Origin of the sequence: Pseudomonas iranensis (assembly GCF_014268585.2) — a bacterium.
In the GTDB taxonomy this organism is placed as follows: domain Bacteria; phylum Pseudomonadota; class Gammaproteobacteria; order Pseudomonadales; family Pseudomonadaceae; genus Aquipseudomonas; species Aquipseudomonas iranensis.
The window spans coordinates 1,716,002-1,730,423 of record NZ_CP077092.1; the positions used below are offsets into that span (position 1 = coordinate 1,716,002).

General features: G+C 60.5%; 15 protein-coding genes and 1 tRNA gene. 10 read left to right on the forward strand and 6 right to left on the reverse strand.

Annotated elements, in window-relative coordinates:
• Window positions 1–9: 9 nt before the first annotated feature.
• The 7 genes from bamC (at window position 10) to HU724_RS07590 (ending at window position 5,995) form a co-directional block, all read left to right on the forward strand.
• Complete coding sequence (bamC, locus tag HU724_RS07560) at window positions 10–1,125, forward strand: NlpB/DapX family lipoprotein (protein ID WP_186568329.1); 1,116 nt, start codon at window positions 10–12, stop codon at window positions 1,123–1,125.
• 6 nt (window positions 1,126–1,131) lie between these two features.
• A complete protein-coding gene (locus HU724_RS07565; protein WP_186568331.1) occupies window positions 1,132–1,893 on the forward strand; it encodes an MBL fold metallo-hydrolase in 762 nt (253 codons plus the stop codon).
• Window positions 1,894–1,921: 28 nt separating this feature from the next.
• Window positions 1,922–2,635, forward strand: coding sequence for a phosphoribosylaminoimidazolesuccinocarboxamide synthase (gene purC, locus HU724_RS07570; RefSeq protein WP_016771262.1), 714 nt, complete (start codon window positions 1,922–1,924; stop codon window positions 2,633–2,635).
• Window positions 2,636–2,719: 84 nt separating this feature from the next.
• Window positions 2,720–2,809: transfer RNA gene (locus HU724_RS07575), tRNA-Ser, on the forward strand.
• Window positions 2,810–2,929: 120 nt separating this feature from the next.
• Entirely contained in the window at window positions 2,930–4,285 is a 1,356-nt protein-coding gene (gene chrA / locus HU724_RS07580) for a chromate efflux transporter (protein ID WP_186568333.1), read from the forward strand.
• A gap of 238 nt (window positions 4,286–4,523) precedes the next feature.
• Window positions 4,524–5,408, forward strand: coding sequence for a manganese catalase family protein (locus HU724_RS07585; protein ID WP_186568335.1), 885 nt, complete (start codon window positions 4,524–4,526; stop codon window positions 5,406–5,408).
• A gap of 77 nt (window positions 5,409–5,485) precedes the next feature.
• Window positions 5,486–5,995 (forward strand): ferritin-like domain-containing protein, encoded by a 510-nt coding sequence (locus HU724_RS07590; RefSeq protein WP_039760925.1) that lies wholly within the window; start codon window positions 5,486–5,488, stop codon window positions 5,993–5,995.
• 48 nt (window positions 5,996–6,043) lie between these two features.
• Here the strand turns inward: HU724_RS07590 and HU724_RS07595 are convergent, their stop codons facing one another.
• Complete coding sequence (locus HU724_RS07595; protein ID WP_186568337.1) at window positions 6,044–7,033, reverse strand: ribonuclease Z; 990 nt, start codon at window positions 7,031–7,033, stop codon at window positions 6,044–6,046.
• A gap of 196 nt (window positions 7,034–7,229) precedes the next feature.
• Between HU724_RS07595 and HU724_RS07600 the strand changes: the two genes are divergently transcribed.
• The 3 genes from HU724_RS07600 to HU724_RS07610 all read left to right on the forward strand — a co-directional run bounded on the left by HU724_RS07600 (window position 7,230) and on the right by HU724_RS07610 (window position 10,124).
• A complete protein-coding gene (locus tag HU724_RS07600) occupies window positions 7,230–8,807 on the forward strand; it encodes a histidine kinase famiy protein (protein WP_225927672.1) in 1,578 nt (525 codons plus the stop codon).
• Window positions 8,808–8,897: 90 nt separating this feature from the next.
• Entirely contained in the window at window positions 8,898–9,128 is a 231-nt protein-coding gene (locus tag HU724_RS07605) for a hypothetical protein (protein ID WP_186568339.1), read from the forward strand.
• A gap of 18 nt (window positions 9,129–9,146) precedes the next feature.
• Complete coding sequence (locus HU724_RS07610; RefSeq protein WP_186568341.1) at window positions 9,147–10,124, forward strand: SDR family oxidoreductase; 978 nt, start codon at window positions 9,147–9,149, stop codon at window positions 10,122–10,124.
• On the opposite strand, the gene HU724_RS07615 is transcribed toward HU724_RS07610, so the two are convergent.
• The 5 genes from HU724_RS07615 to HU724_RS07635 form a co-directional block, all read right to left on the reverse strand.
• Window positions 10,113–11,729 carry an alpha-amylase family protein gene (locus HU724_RS07615; RefSeq protein ID WP_186568343.1) on the reverse strand — a complete coding sequence of 539 codons (1,617 nt, stop codon included), beginning with the start codon at window positions 11,727–11,729 and terminating at the stop codon, window positions 10,113–10,115. The genes HU724_RS07610 and HU724_RS07615 overlap by 12 nt on opposite strands.
• Complete coding sequence (locus HU724_RS07620; protein WP_186568345.1) at window positions 11,726–13,258, reverse strand: alpha-amylase family glycosyl hydrolase; 1,533 nt, start codon at window positions 13,256–13,258, stop codon at window positions 11,726–11,728. The genes HU724_RS07615 and HU724_RS07620 overlap by 4 nt, the downstream gene beginning before the upstream one ends.
• 34 nt (window positions 13,259–13,292) lie before the next feature.
• Window positions 13,293–13,814, reverse strand: a complete 522-nt coding sequence (locus HU724_RS07625; RefSeq protein ID WP_186568346.1) for a DUF4142 domain-containing protein — start codon at window positions 13,812–13,814, stop codon at window positions 13,293–13,295.
• Between the two features lie 50 nt (window positions 13,815–13,864).
• Window positions 13,865–14,089, reverse strand: a complete 225-nt coding sequence (locus HU724_RS07630) for a hypothetical protein (RefSeq protein ID WP_186568348.1) — start codon at window positions 14,087–14,089, stop codon at window positions 13,865–13,867.
• 133 nt (window positions 14,090–14,222) lie between these two features.
• On the reverse strand, window positions 14,223–14,414 hold the full coding sequence (locus HU724_RS07635) for a YegP family protein (RefSeq protein ID WP_186568350.1): 192 nt from the start codon (window positions 14,412–14,414) through the stop codon (window positions 14,223–14,225).
• Window positions 14,415–14,422 lie beyond the last annotated feature (8 nt).

Sequence of the window (14,422 nt, forward strand, 5' to 3'; positions counted from 1 at the left end):
GTACAACGCATGAAGCGAATGGCCGGACTTTCCGCACTTGCCTTGATTATCTCCAGCACCAGTGGCTGCGGATGGGTCTGGGGGCCGGAAGGTTATTTCCGCGACCGTGGAAGCGATTACCTGCAAGCGCAACAGACTGCACCGATGCAATTGCCACCGGATGTGAGCACTGCCAAACGTCTCGATCCGCTGTTGCCGATCCCGCGCAACGTGGCCGATGACACCGCGACGGGCGAATACGTCGTGCCGCGTCCTCAGCCGCTTTCGGCGGTTGCCGATGCCACGGATTACTCGCTGCAGAAGAGCGGTGATTCGCGTTGGGTCGTGGCCCAGCACCCGCCGGCCGAAGTCTGGCCAGTGGCGCTGCAGTTCTTCCAGGACAACGGTTTCCGTCTGGATGAACAGCGTCCGCAGACCGGTGAATTCACCACCACCTGGCAGCACTCCGACGAGCTGTCCGCGTCGATGGCCAAGCGCCTGAGTGCGGCCGGTATCGCCAGCGACAGCGAAACCCGCGTGCGCGTGCGCATCGAGCCGGGCGTGCAGCGCAACACCAGTGAAATCTACGTGGTCAGCGCCGAGCGTCCTGCCGGCAGCACGGCGGACGTGGCTTTCACCAACCGTTCGGTCAACACTGGCCTGGACGCTGCGCTGGTCGACGACATGCTCGCGAGCATGAGCCGCACCTCCGAGAAGGGCGGTTCGGTGTCGATGCTGGCCTCGCGTGATTTCGACGCGCCAAGCCGCGTCAGCCTCAGCGAAGACGGTAGCGGCAACCCGGTGTTGAACGTCGGTACCGATCTGGACCGCGCCTGGTCGAGCGTCGGCCGTGCGCTGGAACAGGGCGAATGGCGCGTTGAAGACATCAACCGCAGTCTGGGCCTGTACTACATCAACCTGGCCGAAAAAGCCGAGAAGAAAGACGACAAGCCTGGCTTCTTCAGCAGCCTGTTCGGCAGTGCGCCGAGCAAGGAAGAAGTCGAAGCCCGCGCCGAGCGTTATCAGGTTCGCCTGAGCAAGGTGGGCGAGAACATCCAGGTCACCGTCGAAAAGAACATCAACACCGTCGCGCCGGCCGATGTCGCGCGTAAAGTGTTGAGCGTGATTCAGGACAACCTGGGCTGATCCGATATGCGTTTTGCCGTTCTCGGCAGCGGTAGCCAAGGGAACGGCACGCTGATCGCCAGTGCTGATACATATGTGCTGGTGGATTGTGGTTTTTCCCTGCGGGAAACCGAAAGACGTCTTTTGCGCCTGGGTGTGCACCCGGCGCAACTGAGCGCGATACTCGTGACCCACGAACATGCCGACCACGTGCATGGCGTGGGTTTGCTATCTCGGCGCTACAATCTGCCGGTCTACCTCAGTCGCGGCACATTGCGCGGGATGCGCAAACCGCTTGAACCCGCAGGCTTTCTGGCCGGCGGCGAGCAACTGCAGATCGGCGCACTGAACGTCGGGGTCATTGCCGTGGCCCATGACGCGCAGGAGCCGACCCAGTACGTCTTCAGCGATCAGGAACAGCGGCGCTTCGGCCTGCTGACCGACCTGGGGTCGTTCTGCGAGCGGGTGCTGGACGGCTATCGGGATCTCGATGCGTTGATAATCGAGTCCAACCATTGCCGCGACATGCTGGCCCGTGGCCACTACCCGTACTTTCTCAAGCAGCGGGTGGGCGGCGAACGCGGACATCTGAACAACCATCAGGCGGCATTCCTGGTGGCCGAGTTGGGCTGGCAGGGTTTGCAACACCTGGTTCTGGCCCATCTGAGCAGCAAGAACAACCTGCCGCAGCTGGCCCGGCAATGTTTTGTCGACACCCTCGGGTGCGACCCGGACTGGCTGCAACTGGCCGATCAAGATTCAGGGCTCGACTGGCGCCACATCGCCTAGCCCACCTACTTAGCAAGCGGAGCCCATCATGGAAAAACGTGAAGAACTCTACCGCGGCAAAGCCAAATCGGTTTACAAGACCGACGACGCTGACCGCTTGATCCTGCTGTTTCGCAACGACACCTCGGCGTTCGACGGCAAGCGCATCGAACAGCTCGATCGCAAAGGTATGGTGAACAACAAGTTCAACGCTTTCATCATGCAGAAGCTCGAAGCGGCCGGCGTGCCGACCCAGTTCGACAAACTGCTGGGCGACAATGAATGCCTGGTGAAGAAGCTCGACATGATCCCGGTCGAATGCGTCGTGCGTAACTACGCCGCGGGCAGCCTGGTCAAGCGTCTGGGCGTCGAGGAGGGCATGAAGCTCAACCCGTACACCTTCGAACTGTTCTTGAAGGACGACGCCAAGGGCGACCCGTTCATCAACGAATCCCACGTTGTGGCGTTCGGTTGGGGTACCGCCGAGCAACTGGCGCGCATGAAGGAACTGTCGCTCAAGGTCAACGAAGTCCTGAGCAAACTGTTCGACGACGCCGGCCTGCTGCTGGTCGACTTCAAGCTTGAATTCGGCGTGTTCAGCGACGGCTCGATCGTCCTCGGCGACGAGTTCAGCCCGGACGGCTGCCGTCTGTGGGACAAGGACACCAAGAAGAAGATGGATAAGGACCGCTTCCGCCAGGGCCTCGGTGACGTCATCGAAGCCTACGAAGAAGTCGCCGCTCGTCTGGGCGTACCGCTTTAATCGACGCAAGCATCTGATAGCACGGAAAAAATTTCGTTTGGGGGGTTCGCAACCAACGAAAGTGTTGTTATGATGCGCGCCGTTGGAGAGATGCCAGAGTGGCCGAATGGGACGGATTCGAAATCCGTTGTACCTTCACCGGTACCTAGGGTTCGAATCCCTATCTCTCCGCCATTATTGAACAAGACGAAGCCCCCGTAATCATTGCTGATTACGGGGGCTTTTTCGTTTCTGGCGTTTTGTTCGTTACGCTTTTCGGGTACAACCTGCCGACTGCATAAAAGGAACAGCTCGATGAGTGAAGTTCAGCCGTTGGCGGGGGATGACGATGTGAAGCCGCAGGCCGTGAGCCTGCGCGAGGCTTTCTGGTTCTGGTTGAAGCTGGGCTTTATCAGTTTCGGCGGGCCGGCCGGGCAGATTTCGATCATGCACCAGGAGTTGGTCGAGCGGCGGCGCTGGATTTCCGAGCGGCGTTTTCTGCATGCCTTGAACTATTGCATGTTGCTGCCCGGGCCTGAGGCGCAGCAGTTGGCGACTTATATTGGCTGGCTGATGCATCGGAGCTGGGGCGGGATTGTGGCCGGGGCGTTGTTCGTGTTGCCGTCGCTGTTCATCCTGATTTTCCTGTCGTGGCTCTATATCGCCTTCGGTGAAGTGCCGGTGGTGGCGGGGCTGTTTTACGGGATCAAGCCTGCGGTGACGGCCATTGTCGTGCAAGCGGCGCATCGCATCGGTTCGCGGGCGCTGAAGAACAATTGGCTGTGGGCGATTGCGGCGGCGTCGTTTACCGCAATCTTTGCGTTTAATGTGCCGTTCCCGTTGATCGTGCTGGGTGCGGCGGTGATTGGCTATTTCGGCGGTCGACTGGCACCGGAGAAATTCAGGGCCGGCGGGCATAGCGCAGCGAAGAAGTCTTTCGGCGCGGCGTTGATTGACGACGACACGCCAACCCCGGCCCATGCCCGTTTCAGCTGGACGAAACTGGCCACGCTCGCCGTGATCGGTGCCGCGCTTTGGGCGTTGCCGATGGGAGTATTGACCGCGCTATTCGGCTGGCAGGGCACGTTGACGCAAATGAGCTGGTTCTTCACCAAGGCAGCGCTGCTCACCTTCGGTGGAGCTTATGCGGTGCTGCCCTATGTCTATCAAGGTGCGGTCGGTCACTACGGCTGGCTGACCCCGACGCAGATGATCGACGGCCTGGCGCTGGGCGAAACGACGCCGGGGCCGCTGATCATGGTGGTGGCGTTTGTCGGTTTTGTCGGCGCTTATGTGACGCAGGTGTTCGGCGCCGATCAGGTGTTTTTCGCCGGAGCGGTCGCCGCCGCGCTGGTGACGTGGTTCACCTTTCTGCCTTCCTTCCTGTTCATCCTCGCCGGCGGCCCGCTGGTGGAGTCAACGCACGACGAACTCAAATTCACCGCCCCACTGACCGCGATCACCGCTGCGGTGGTTGGGGTGATTCTCAATCTGGCGTGTTTCTTCGGCTACCACGTGCTCTGGCCGCAAGGGTTCAGCGGCAGCCTGGATTGGCCCTCGGCGTTGATCGCCATTGCGGCGGCCATTGCGCTGTTTCGCTTCAAGCGCGGAGTGATTCAGGTGTTGCTGGGCTGTGCGTTGGTTGGGTTGGTGGTGCATTTGCTGCGTTAGTGATCGCGGCGCTGGAAATCGAATCGCGCGCTGGAGACTCGATTCCGGCAATAAGTTCCGGTCATTCCAGTGCGAATATCCCCAGCGGTATAGCCCCGTTTCGCTTGTTGGCGCGGTTCAAACCATTTGTCCTGTCGCCGCAAATTTTTTGAAATTTCCGCAACGACAATGCTTCACAAAAGGGTAGGCAAACTTTTACCCAGAACTTGCCACGCTTACCCGACTGAGGAGATTTGTCATGTTTCTACATAACAAGCGACTTCAATACACCGTTCGTGTCGCCGAGCCCAATCCGGGGCTGGCCAATCTGTTGCTCGAGCAGTTTGGCGGCGCACAAGGTGAACTGGCGGCGGCTTCGCGCTATTTCACTCAAGCCCTGGCCGAGGACGATCCGGGACGCAAGGACTTGCTGATGGATATCGCCACTGAAGAACTCAGCCATTTGGAAATCATTGGCTCGATCATCGTCATGCTCAACAAGGGCGCCAAAGGCCGGATGGCCGAAGGCGTCGAACAGGAGGGCGAGCTGTATCGCTCGCTCAATGGCAACGGCAATGACTCGCACATCACCAGCCTGCTCTACGGTGCCGGTTCGCCGCTGACCAACTCGGCCGGCGTACCCTGGACGGCGGCATACATCGATACGATCGGCGAGCCCACTGCCGACATGCGCTCCAACATCGCTGCAGAAGCGCGGGCCAAGATTGTTTACGAGCGCTTGATGAACGTGACCGATGACCCCGGCGTGAAAGAGGCACTGGGTTTTCTCATGACCCGTGAGATCGCCCACCAGTTGTCGTTCGAAAAAGCCCTGCATTCGATTCAGCCCAACTTCCCGCAAGGCAAGCTGCCCGGCATGCCTGAGTTCACCAACGTCTACTTCAACATGTCGCAAGGAACCGAAAGCATGCGCGGGCCGTGGAATCAGGGCGACGATTGGGAGTTTGTCGAAAGCCCGACGCCGGCGGTCGACGGCGGCGACGGCCTGGCCACCGTGCAACTGGACAGCGCCGACGAAGCGCTGCTGGAAAACATGAAAATGCGCACCATGTCCGACCCCAACAGCGAGCCGGTCACCGGTGCGGATCTGGGCTCCGGCGCGCAGGCCAAGCCTGGTTTGTAAGGCACGTGGGGCGCGCCGGACATCAGGCGGCGCGCCCCGGTTGATCACTGTGAAATCATCAAGAAGAGGACTCGACAATGGCTACTCCACAGGAAAACCTGCTCGACTGGCTGCGTGACGCCCATGCCATGGAGCAACAGGCCGAGCAGATGCTCAAGGCGCAATCCAAGCGTCTGGAACATTACCCGCAGCTCAAGGCGCGCATCGATCAGCACATCGAAGAAACCCTCGGCCAGCAGAAGCTCATCGACGAATGCCTGCAACGATTGGGGGGCGATTCTTCGACGATCAAGGACCTGGGCGGCAAATTGATGGCGTTCGGTCAGGCTGTTGGCGGCTCCTTGATGAGCGATGAAGTCATCAAGGGCGCTATGGCCGGCTACGTTTTCGAGAACATGGAAGTCGCCAGCTACACCGTGCTTATTGCAGCGGCGAAAGCGGCGGGGGACACGCAAACTCAGAAGGCCTGCGAACAGATTCTGCCGCAGGAAGTGGCCATGGCTGAATGGCTGCTCAAGCATTTGCCGCAACTGACCGACGCGTTTCTCGAACGCTCGGCGGATCCGGACAAGGAAGCCAAGAAATAACCGCACCTACCAGCGTCCGCCCACCATCCGGGCGGACGCGGTATCGAATTACGGCGCGACCTGCAGCGGTTTGCGCTCGATTGCCACGGGCTGTAAATGCCCAAAGCGGTCGAGGTGATAACGCTGCAGATCCCGCGCCAGAATCAGTTGGCCGTTATACAGCGCCGCCGCTTCACTGCGCACATCTTCGATCGACGGACTCACCGCCGGGTTGGTCTGATAGCGTGCGCTGAAGTGCGTCAGCACCAGATTGCGCACCCCAGCGGATTCGGCGAAACCGGCGACAGCGGCGGCGCTACTGTGGCCGTAACTGGCACGAGCGCGGTCGATTGCTGCCTGCACGAATGTCGCTTCATGCACCAGCACATCCGCCGATTGCGCCACTTCTGCCAGCAGTGCCGGCCGATCGTTATCGCCGCAGACGATGATGCGCCGATCAGGTCGCGCGCTCAGCAGATAGTCGCGAGCGTGCAGCATCCGCCCGTCAACCTCCACGTCCTGACCATGGGCCAACTGACCCCAGAGCGGGCCGCGTTCGATGCCTTCAGCGTCGAGTCGCTGCACGTCGAGACGCGGTTCCGGATCGGACTCGGTAAATACATAACCGTGACACGGCACACGGTGGGACAACTCGACGGTCTGCACCTGAACGTTGAGGTTGCGCCATTCGGTAAGCGTTTCCACAGCGTGCAGGTTGATCTCGAAGGGCAGATGCGATTGCGTCACCTCCAGGCTCATTCTCAGCCACGGATGCAGCGCCGCCGGCAGAATAATGTCCAGCGGCCGCGTGCGTCCGGACATGCCGGTGCTCGCCAGCAGACCCGGCAAGCCCAGGCAGTGATCGGCGTGCACATGAGTGATGAAAATCGCCCGCAATTCACTCAGTGACAGCGGCGTGCGCAGCACCTGATGCTGGGTGCCTTCACCGCAATCGATCAGGTACCAGCCCTTGCCGGCAGAGGCGATCAATGCTGTTGCGCTGACGTTGCGCTGGCGGGTCGGCACGCCGGCAGACGTGCCCAGAAACAACAAATCCACGGTGGTTCTCCCTGGCGGATCGGATTTCAGATCTTGCGTGCAGTTCTCGGTGAGCTTTCGACAATCAGCGAGGCGATTCGGATCCATCGAAGTACCGGGACAATTCATCGGACACCCGCCGTTGCGGTGTGCGGCCTTGGCACTTCGCTCGCTGATGATGGTCACAGCGAAACGGAGTCACTTAGCGGAGGTCAACTTGCCCAGAAAATCCAGGCCGATCGTCGACCGCGCCGATGCGGCGACCCTTTCGCAAGAACGCAAAGATGTGTTTTTCGCGGCGGTGCAGGTCAGCCGCATGGCCATGATTGTCACCGATCCAGCGCAGCCCGACGATCCCATCATTTTTGCCAACAATGCGTTTCTTGAACTCAGCGGCTACGAGCTGGAAGAAGTGCTCGGGCGCAACTGCAGGTTTCTGCAAGGCGAGCAGACTGATCGTTCCGTCTTGCAACAGGTCAAGCAAGCGCTGAAACATCAACACGAAACCTGCGTGGAGGTACTCAACTATCGCAAGGATGGCTCGTCGTTCTGGAACGAGCTGTTTATCGCGCCACTATTCAACGAGCGCGGGCAACTGGTGTATTTCTTCGCCTCGCAAATGGACGTCAGCCGCCGACGCGACGCCGAGGACGGCCTGCGCTACAGCGAGAACATGGAAGCGCTGGGCCAGTTGACCGGTGGCATCGCCCACGATTTCAACAATCTGCTGCAAGTGATGATCGGCTACATCGAGCTGATCCAGCATACCGCCAAGCGGCCGAGCATCGATCCGCAGCGTATCGTGGTAGGCGCCGGTCACGCCCGTGCGGCGGCGGAAAAAGCGCGCCTGCTGACTCAGCATCTGCTGGCGTTCTCCCGCCGACAACGGCTCGAAGGCCGGGTGATCAATCTCAATGCCTTGCTTGAGCGCTCTGCGCTGCCGTCGCATGAATCCGCCGATCTGGAACCGCGATTCGAACTGGCCGAGGACTTGTGGAACTGCCGGCTCGACCCGGCGCAGGCCGAGATGGCACTGAATCATCTGCTGTCCAATGCCCGCGATGCGTTGGGGCAGCAGCAACAGCCGGTGATCACCGTGCAGACCCGCAACGTCGTTGTCCCGGACGCGACCGATCCGCATCAGAGCGGAGTGGCGGCGGGGCGTTACGTCTGCATCGCGATCGCCGATAACGGCGTGGGCATTGCCGCCGACGATCTCGACAAGGTCATGGAGCCGTTCTACACCACGAAAGAGGAAGGTAGCGGCGCTGGCCTCGGGCTATCGATGGTCTATGGCTTCGTCAAGCAATCCGGCGGTGTGGTCAAAATCGAATCGACGCCGGGGCTCGGCACCACGGTGCGCCTGTTCTTCCCGGCGGATGACAGTCAGCTATCGGCACCTGGCTCCACTGAAACCGCAGAAAACCTCAAGGGCACGGAGCGCATCCTGATCGTCGAGGATCGCGCCGAAGTCGCTGAACTGGCGCGCTTCGTACTGTCCGAACAGGGTTACCGGACCACCATCGCTGCAGACGCGAGCGAGGCGCTGGCGATGTTGCAGAGTAGCGAATTTGAGCTGGTCTTCACCGATCTGGTCATGCCCGGTGAGATGAACGGGCTGGCACTGGCGCGAGAAATCAGCCAGCGCTATCCGGCCATGAAAATCCTGCTGACGACCGGCTACTGCGCGGACAAGTCGACGCCCAATGAGCTGGCTGACAATGAGTTCGAATTGATCGCCAAGCCCTACGCGCCGGTGGATCTGCTGCGCAAGCTGCGCTCGATGCTCGGCTGAAAAAACGAACTGTCAGCGAACGTTCGGCGTCCATCCTTAAGACCACATTGAACAACCAGTGAGGGGACGATCCCCGAGGAGATGTTGGCGATGAGCGATTATCCGATGGACGAAACCGATTCCGATCACCGCAACCGCCAGTTCGGCCAGGCGCTGGGGCTGGATGCTGACGAGGTGGAGTCGTGGGTCAGTGCAATCGAAGATGACGGCAGCGGCATGGGCTATGTCGTGCATTTTTCCAGCGAGACGCCGGTGGACGTACTGGCCAAGGTGCAAGGACTGGGCGAAGACCTGATGATCAATATCGGACCGATTGACTGAGGTCAGGGAGGGCGATCCATGCAGGAGCAACCTTTGGTGGTGATAAGTGGCGCCAGTGCCGGCGTCGGGCGTGCGGTGGCTCACCGGTTTGCCGCTGGCGGCTACCGTATCGGCCTGTTGGCGCGTGATCCGGCGGGACTGGCCGCCACGCAAGAGGAGCTGCAAGCGTATGGCGTTCAGGTTGAAACCGTTAGCGTCGATGTCGCCGATGCGCTCGCCGTGCAGCAGGCCGCCCAGCAACTGGAAACCGCACTTGGGCCGTTGGCGGTCTGGGTCAACGCGGCGATGGTCACGGTGCTTGCGCCGATAGAACAATTGTCCGCCGCCGAGATCGAGCGCGTCACTCAGGTGACCTATCTCGGCACGGTTCATGGCACCTTGGCGGCGCTGTCGTTGATGCGTCCGCGCAACAAGGGCCTGATCATCCAGGTCGGCTCGGCACTGGCCTATCGCGCCATTCCGTTGCAGGCCGCCTATTGCGGGGCGAAGTTCGCTGTGCGCGGTTTTACTGATTCATTGCGCTGTGAGTTGCTGCATGAGCGCAGCCATATTCGCGTGTGCATGGTGCAATTGCCGGCGATCAATACCCCGCAGTTCGATTGGGCCCGCAACAAATTGCCCAAGCGTCCCCAACCGGTGCCACCGATTCACGACCCCGACGTGGCAGCACGGGCAATTTTCAGTGTGGTAAAGCATCCGCCGCGAGAGTTGTGGCTAGGGTGGTCGACGATCAAAGCGATTGTCGGCCAGTCGGTCATGCCGGGTTTGCTCGACCGCCTGATGGCGCGCGCCGCCTGGTCCGGTCAGCAGACCAATGAGCCTGAAGACAACGAGCACCCGGACAACCTGTTCGAAGCGCAGCCGGATCGGCATCAGATTCGCGGCCGCTTCGTCGGCCGTTCCAGGGATGCGGCGCTGGCCTTGACCTCGACGCAAGTGCTTGCGGTGTCTGCGCTGATCGCCGGCCTCGTGGCCGTGGTGCTTCTACAGCTCTGACGGTTGCCGGCGAAACCAGCGATAGCCGAAGCCGGCCAGGGTCAGACTCTCGTGCTCGGCGGCGGCATGATTGCGGTCTGCGAGTATCGGTTCATAGCCTTTCAACGTGGCATTGAGCTCGTCGCCGAGGCGCACCGGTTTACCGCTGAGATTGCAGATCATGACCGAGGACGATTGCGCGCGGTGCACGATTGCGAATACTGCCGGATGACCGCTGTCGAGAATTTGCCATTGGCCTTCGCCGACTTCAGCAAGGTTCGCGCGCGCTTGCAGAATGCGCCGGCAGCGACTCAGCAGCGATAGATCATCCGCTTGCTGCGCGACGACGTTGAGTTGCGCAAAAGCGAACGGCCCTTGGTCGATTATCGGTGCGGCCAGCCTGGCTGACGCGGCGGTTGAAAACCCGGCGTTGCGCTCGGCTGACCACTGCATCGGCGTACGCACCGAGAGTCTTTCCGGGCGTCGCAAGTCATCGCCCATGCCGATTTCTTCGCCGTAACGCAGAATCGGCGTGCCGGGCAGCGACGCCAGCAATGCCTGGGCCAGGGCCTGATGAGCAACGTCGCCGCGCAGCATCGGCGCCAGGCGACGCCGGATCCCGCGACCGTAAGCGCGCATGTGCGGATCCGGTGCGAACACTTCCATGACTTCCTTGCGCTCGCGCTCGGTCAAACGTTCCAGATCCAGCTCATCATGGTTGCGCAGCCACACGGCATAACTGGCGCCATCGGGCGGTGTCGGGCGCCGGTGCAGGGCACGGATCAGCGGTTCGGCCTGACCGCGAGCCAAGGCCAGGAACAGGTGATTATTGACCCAGAAATCCAGCGCCAAAGCCAGGCGGTTGCCGTCACCGAAGTAATGGACGAAGCGCTCCGGCTCGACATCGACTTCGCCCATCAGCACGCATTCGGGATTGATCCGCCGCGCCAGCGTCGACAAGCGCTCCAGCAGCCAGACACCTTGTTCCTCGTCGCCACCACCAGCCTGTTCCACCGCATGGGACGCTGCGTCCAGGCGAAAACCTGCCACACCCAGGTCGAGCCAATAGCCCATGATCTGCTCGATTTCCGCGACCACCGCCGGATTGGCCAGATTCAAGTCAGGTTCATGGCGATAGAACAAATGGCGGTAAAACTGCCCGGCCTGTTCATCCCACTGCCAGATGCTGTCCTCCACCGACGGGAAAATAGGCTGGTTACCATCGTCCACTGGCTGATCCGACCAGATGTAGTAATCACGATAGCGACTATGCCGATCACGCCGTGCTTGAACAAACCACGGGTGCTGATTGCTGGTGTTTTGCAAAACCAGTTCCAGCACTATACGTATGCCGCGCTTGCCCGCCTCCCTGAGCAACAGGCGCCAATCCTCTTCGCTGCCGAAGCGCGGCTCGAGCTGTCGATGATCACTGATGTCATACCCGGCATCGCGAAATGGCGAAGCGAAAATCGGTAACAGCCACAGCGTGCCGACGCCCATTGTCTGCAGGTAGTCGAGTCGGTCGATGACTCCGCGCAAGTCACCGCAGCCGTCGCCGTTGCTGTCGAGGAACAGTGATGGATCAATCTGATAGATCAGGGTTCTGCGATACCAGTCGGCGCTCATGTTGAGCCCTCGGCCGGGCGCAGGATCAGCGCTTGTTCCGGTGCCAGCATTCCGTTGAAGGGCTGGTCTGCGGCAACGGTGTCACTGGCGACGTCGACCCGCCAACGACCGGACATTGGAAAGCTGTGTTCGCGCTGGTCGAAATTGATGCAGACAATCCGTTCGTCTCCCGTGCAGTGACGCCGATACGCCAGCACTTGCGGGTGTGACGGCAATTCCTGCCAGTCGCCCAGACGCAACGCTTCACTCTTGCGGCGGCAATCGAGCAATTGGCGATACAGCGTGAGCGTTGATTTGGTTGAGCCTTGTTGCACCTGCACCGCCAGATCGGCGGCGTCCGGCGGGAAGGGCAGCCACGGCGCGGACCCGCTCCAGCCGTGTGGCGGATCGGCAGCCCAGGGAATCGGCCCGCGACTGCCATCGCGGCCGCCGGGGTCCACGCGAGTTTGCGCTTCGACCACGGTGTCCTCCAAGGCCAGCTCGTCGCCCTGAAAAATGAACGGCGTGCCACGCAGGGTCAGCAGCATCACCGCGGCCGCCCGCGCCCTGCGCAGAGAGCCACCGTAACGACTGCGGATGCGTCGGTTGTCATGGTTGGACAAGGCCCACGTCGGCCACGCTGACTGCGCCCCAAGAAGGTTTTCCACGTCGCGAATGCACAGGCGAAACACCACTGGATCCCAAGGTGCATCCAGGGGCGGAAAATTGAACGACATATGCAGTTCATCGCTGGCGCCGTAGTACGCGGCCACCCGAGCGGTGGAACGGATGTTCACTTCGCCGATCAGCACGCGGTCGCCGGGGTAGCCGTCGACCAGACGGCGCAACCCACGCAGCACTTCATGGCTGTACGGCTGATCATTGATCTGCACCATGGTTTCGCCGGCCAGGCAGCGCGGATCATCGGCGAACGTCGGATCCTTGCCGACGCAATGCACCACATCGATCCGGAAGCCATCGACGCCGCGATCCAGCCAGAACCGCAGCACCTCGTGCATGGCCTGCACGACTTCGGGGTTATGCCAGTTGAGATCCGGCTGTTGCGGCAAAAAGAAGTGCAAATAGTATTGCTGGCTGCCTTCGTCCCAGCTCCAGGCACTGCCGCCATCGATCGAGGCGCGCCAGTTGTTCGGTTGATCTCGCCAGATGTACCAGTCGCGCTTGCGACTGTCGCGGCTGGCGCGGGATTCGATGAACCACGGATGCTGATCGGAAGTGTGATTGGGCACGAAATCCATCAGCACCTTGATGCCACGGTTGTGCGCTTGTGAAATCAGGTTGTCGAGATCGGCGAGATGGCCGAACAGCGGATCGATGTCGGTGTAATCGCTAATGTCATAGCCGGCATCGACCATCGGCGATCGGTACACCGGCGACAGCCACAATGCGTCGATGCCCAGCGCCTTGAGGTAATCGAGCCGAGCGATCAGGCCGGGCAGATCACCAATGCCGTCACCGTTGGCGTCGGCGAAGGAGCGCGGGTAAACCTGATAGATGACTGCGTGTTTCCACCAGGGCGATGTCGACATGGTTTCTCCTTGAACCGTGCTGTGCGGACTCGATCTAGGGCTTGGGCGGCGTCAGTGCACCGGCGGAGGGTTTGAGCTTTTCCTGTAGACCGCGGGCGGTTTTCGCCTGTTCTTCAATGCTTGGCAAAGCGGATTGAGCGAAGGCTTTGAGCTGCGGATTTTGCGATGACATGGCTTCTTTCTTGAACAGCATCAGCTTTTGCTCGAGGGTTTCGGCCTGGCTGTCGATGTAGATGCGGTCGAAGGCGTCGTCCCTTGATTCAAGGCGTAGCTGCTTGGCTTTGGATGCCATCGAGGGCTCGGCGGGAACCGCCATATGCTGGCTTTGCCCCAGTTGCCGGATTTGCTTATCGAAACGCTCGTTGTCGGCGATCATTTGGCTGGCGAACGCTTTGACCTCGGGCAGGCTGGCCTTTTCCAGCGCGATGCGCGAACTGTTGCTCTGGAACAGGCTTTGCTGCGCCGCCTCTTCGATGAAGGCATCAATAGTGTCCGCATGGCCAGGCTGAATACTCATAGCCAGCATCGCCAAGCAGATCGCGACGAATGATTTCATGGTGCATAACCTCCGCAGCCTCTAAGAAATAGTGGCGGGCCCGGCACGGCTCATGGCTGCTGATAGTGGCCAGGGACATTGTCGCCTTCATCGGGCCTGGTGCGTTTCTGTACCTGCACGTCGCTCAGTGAAGCGGTTTTCAATTCAGGGAAAGCGGTCTTGACCAGGGTTTCCGCGAGACCGGGATCAAGGGTGTCGCCATCGTGGATCAGCGTGCGGCTTTGCGGCTGGTTGTCGACGATGAAACTGATGAGGTAGCGGTGCTCATGGGACATGGCTGAAATCCTTGGGTGCATGGCAGCAAAAATTGCAGTACATGCACCTTTGATGAACACCGCTGACAAGCATTCAAATAAACGCTTTGAAGAGCGACAGACGGTGCCGCGTCGCCGATGAAAAGGGTCTCGCTCAAATTTCCTTGATTGGCGTCTCGCCCTGTACGGCTTTGATCACGTTGATCACGTGCAGGCAATCGGCCTTGTTCACATACGACTCGCCGCTGGCCACCGTCTCGTGGTTGCGCGCGCGCAGACGCCAGCGCCATTGACCTTTGCCAGAGCTCGGGGTGCCGCGGGTTTGTCGGTAGATTTCGAAATACATGGGTTCGC

Excerpts from the sequence above, each read along its gene's own strand:
- bamC (WP_186568329.1), top strand. The coding sequence starts at position 10 with ATGAAGCGAATGGCCGGACTTTCCGCACTTGCCTTGATTATCTCCAGC.
- HU724_RS07565 (WP_186568331.1), top strand. The coding sequence starts at position 1,132 with ATGCGTTTTGCCGTTCTCGGCAGCGGTAGCCAAGGGAACGGCACGCTG.
- purC (WP_016771262.1), top strand. The coding sequence starts at position 1,922 with ATGGAAAAACGTGAAGAACTCTACCGCGGCAAAGCCAAATCGGTTTAC.
- chrA (WP_186568333.1), top strand. The coding sequence starts at position 2,930 with ATGAGTGAAGTTCAGCCGTTGGCGGGGGATGACGATGTGAAGCCGCAG.
- HU724_RS07585 (WP_186568335.1), top strand. The coding sequence starts at position 4,524 with ATGTTTCTACATAACAAGCGACTTCAATACACCGTTCGTGTCGCCGAG.
- HU724_RS07590 (WP_039760925.1), top strand. The coding sequence starts at position 5,486 with ATGGCTACTCCACAGGAAAACCTGCTCGACTGGCTGCGTGACGCCCAT.
- HU724_RS07605 (WP_186568339.1), top strand. The coding sequence starts at position 8,898 with ATGAGCGATTATCCGATGGACGAAACCGATTCCGATCACCGCAACCGC.
- HU724_RS07610 (WP_186568341.1), top strand. The coding sequence starts at position 9,147 with ATGCAGGAGCAACCTTTGGTGGTGATAAGTGGCGCCAGTGCCGGCGTC.
- HU724_RS07615 (WP_186568343.1), bottom strand. The coding sequence starts at position 11,729 with ATGAGCGCCGACTGGTATCGCAGAACCCTGATCTATCAGATTGATCCA.
- HU724_RS07620 (WP_186568345.1), bottom strand. The coding sequence starts at position 13,258 with ATGTCGACATCGCCCTGGTGGAAACACGCAGTCATCTATCAGGTTTAC.
- HU724_RS07625 (WP_186568346.1), bottom strand. The coding sequence starts at position 13,814 with ATGAAATCATTCGTCGCGATCTGCTTGGCGATGCTGGCTATGAGTATT.
- HU724_RS07630 (WP_186568348.1), bottom strand. The coding sequence starts at position 14,089 with ATGTCCCATGAGCACCGCTACCTCATCAGTTTCATCGTCGACAACCAG.
- HU724_RS07635 (WP_186568350.1), bottom strand. The coding sequence starts at position 14,414 with ATGTATTTCGAAATCTACCGACAAACCCGCGGCACCCCGAGCTCTGGC.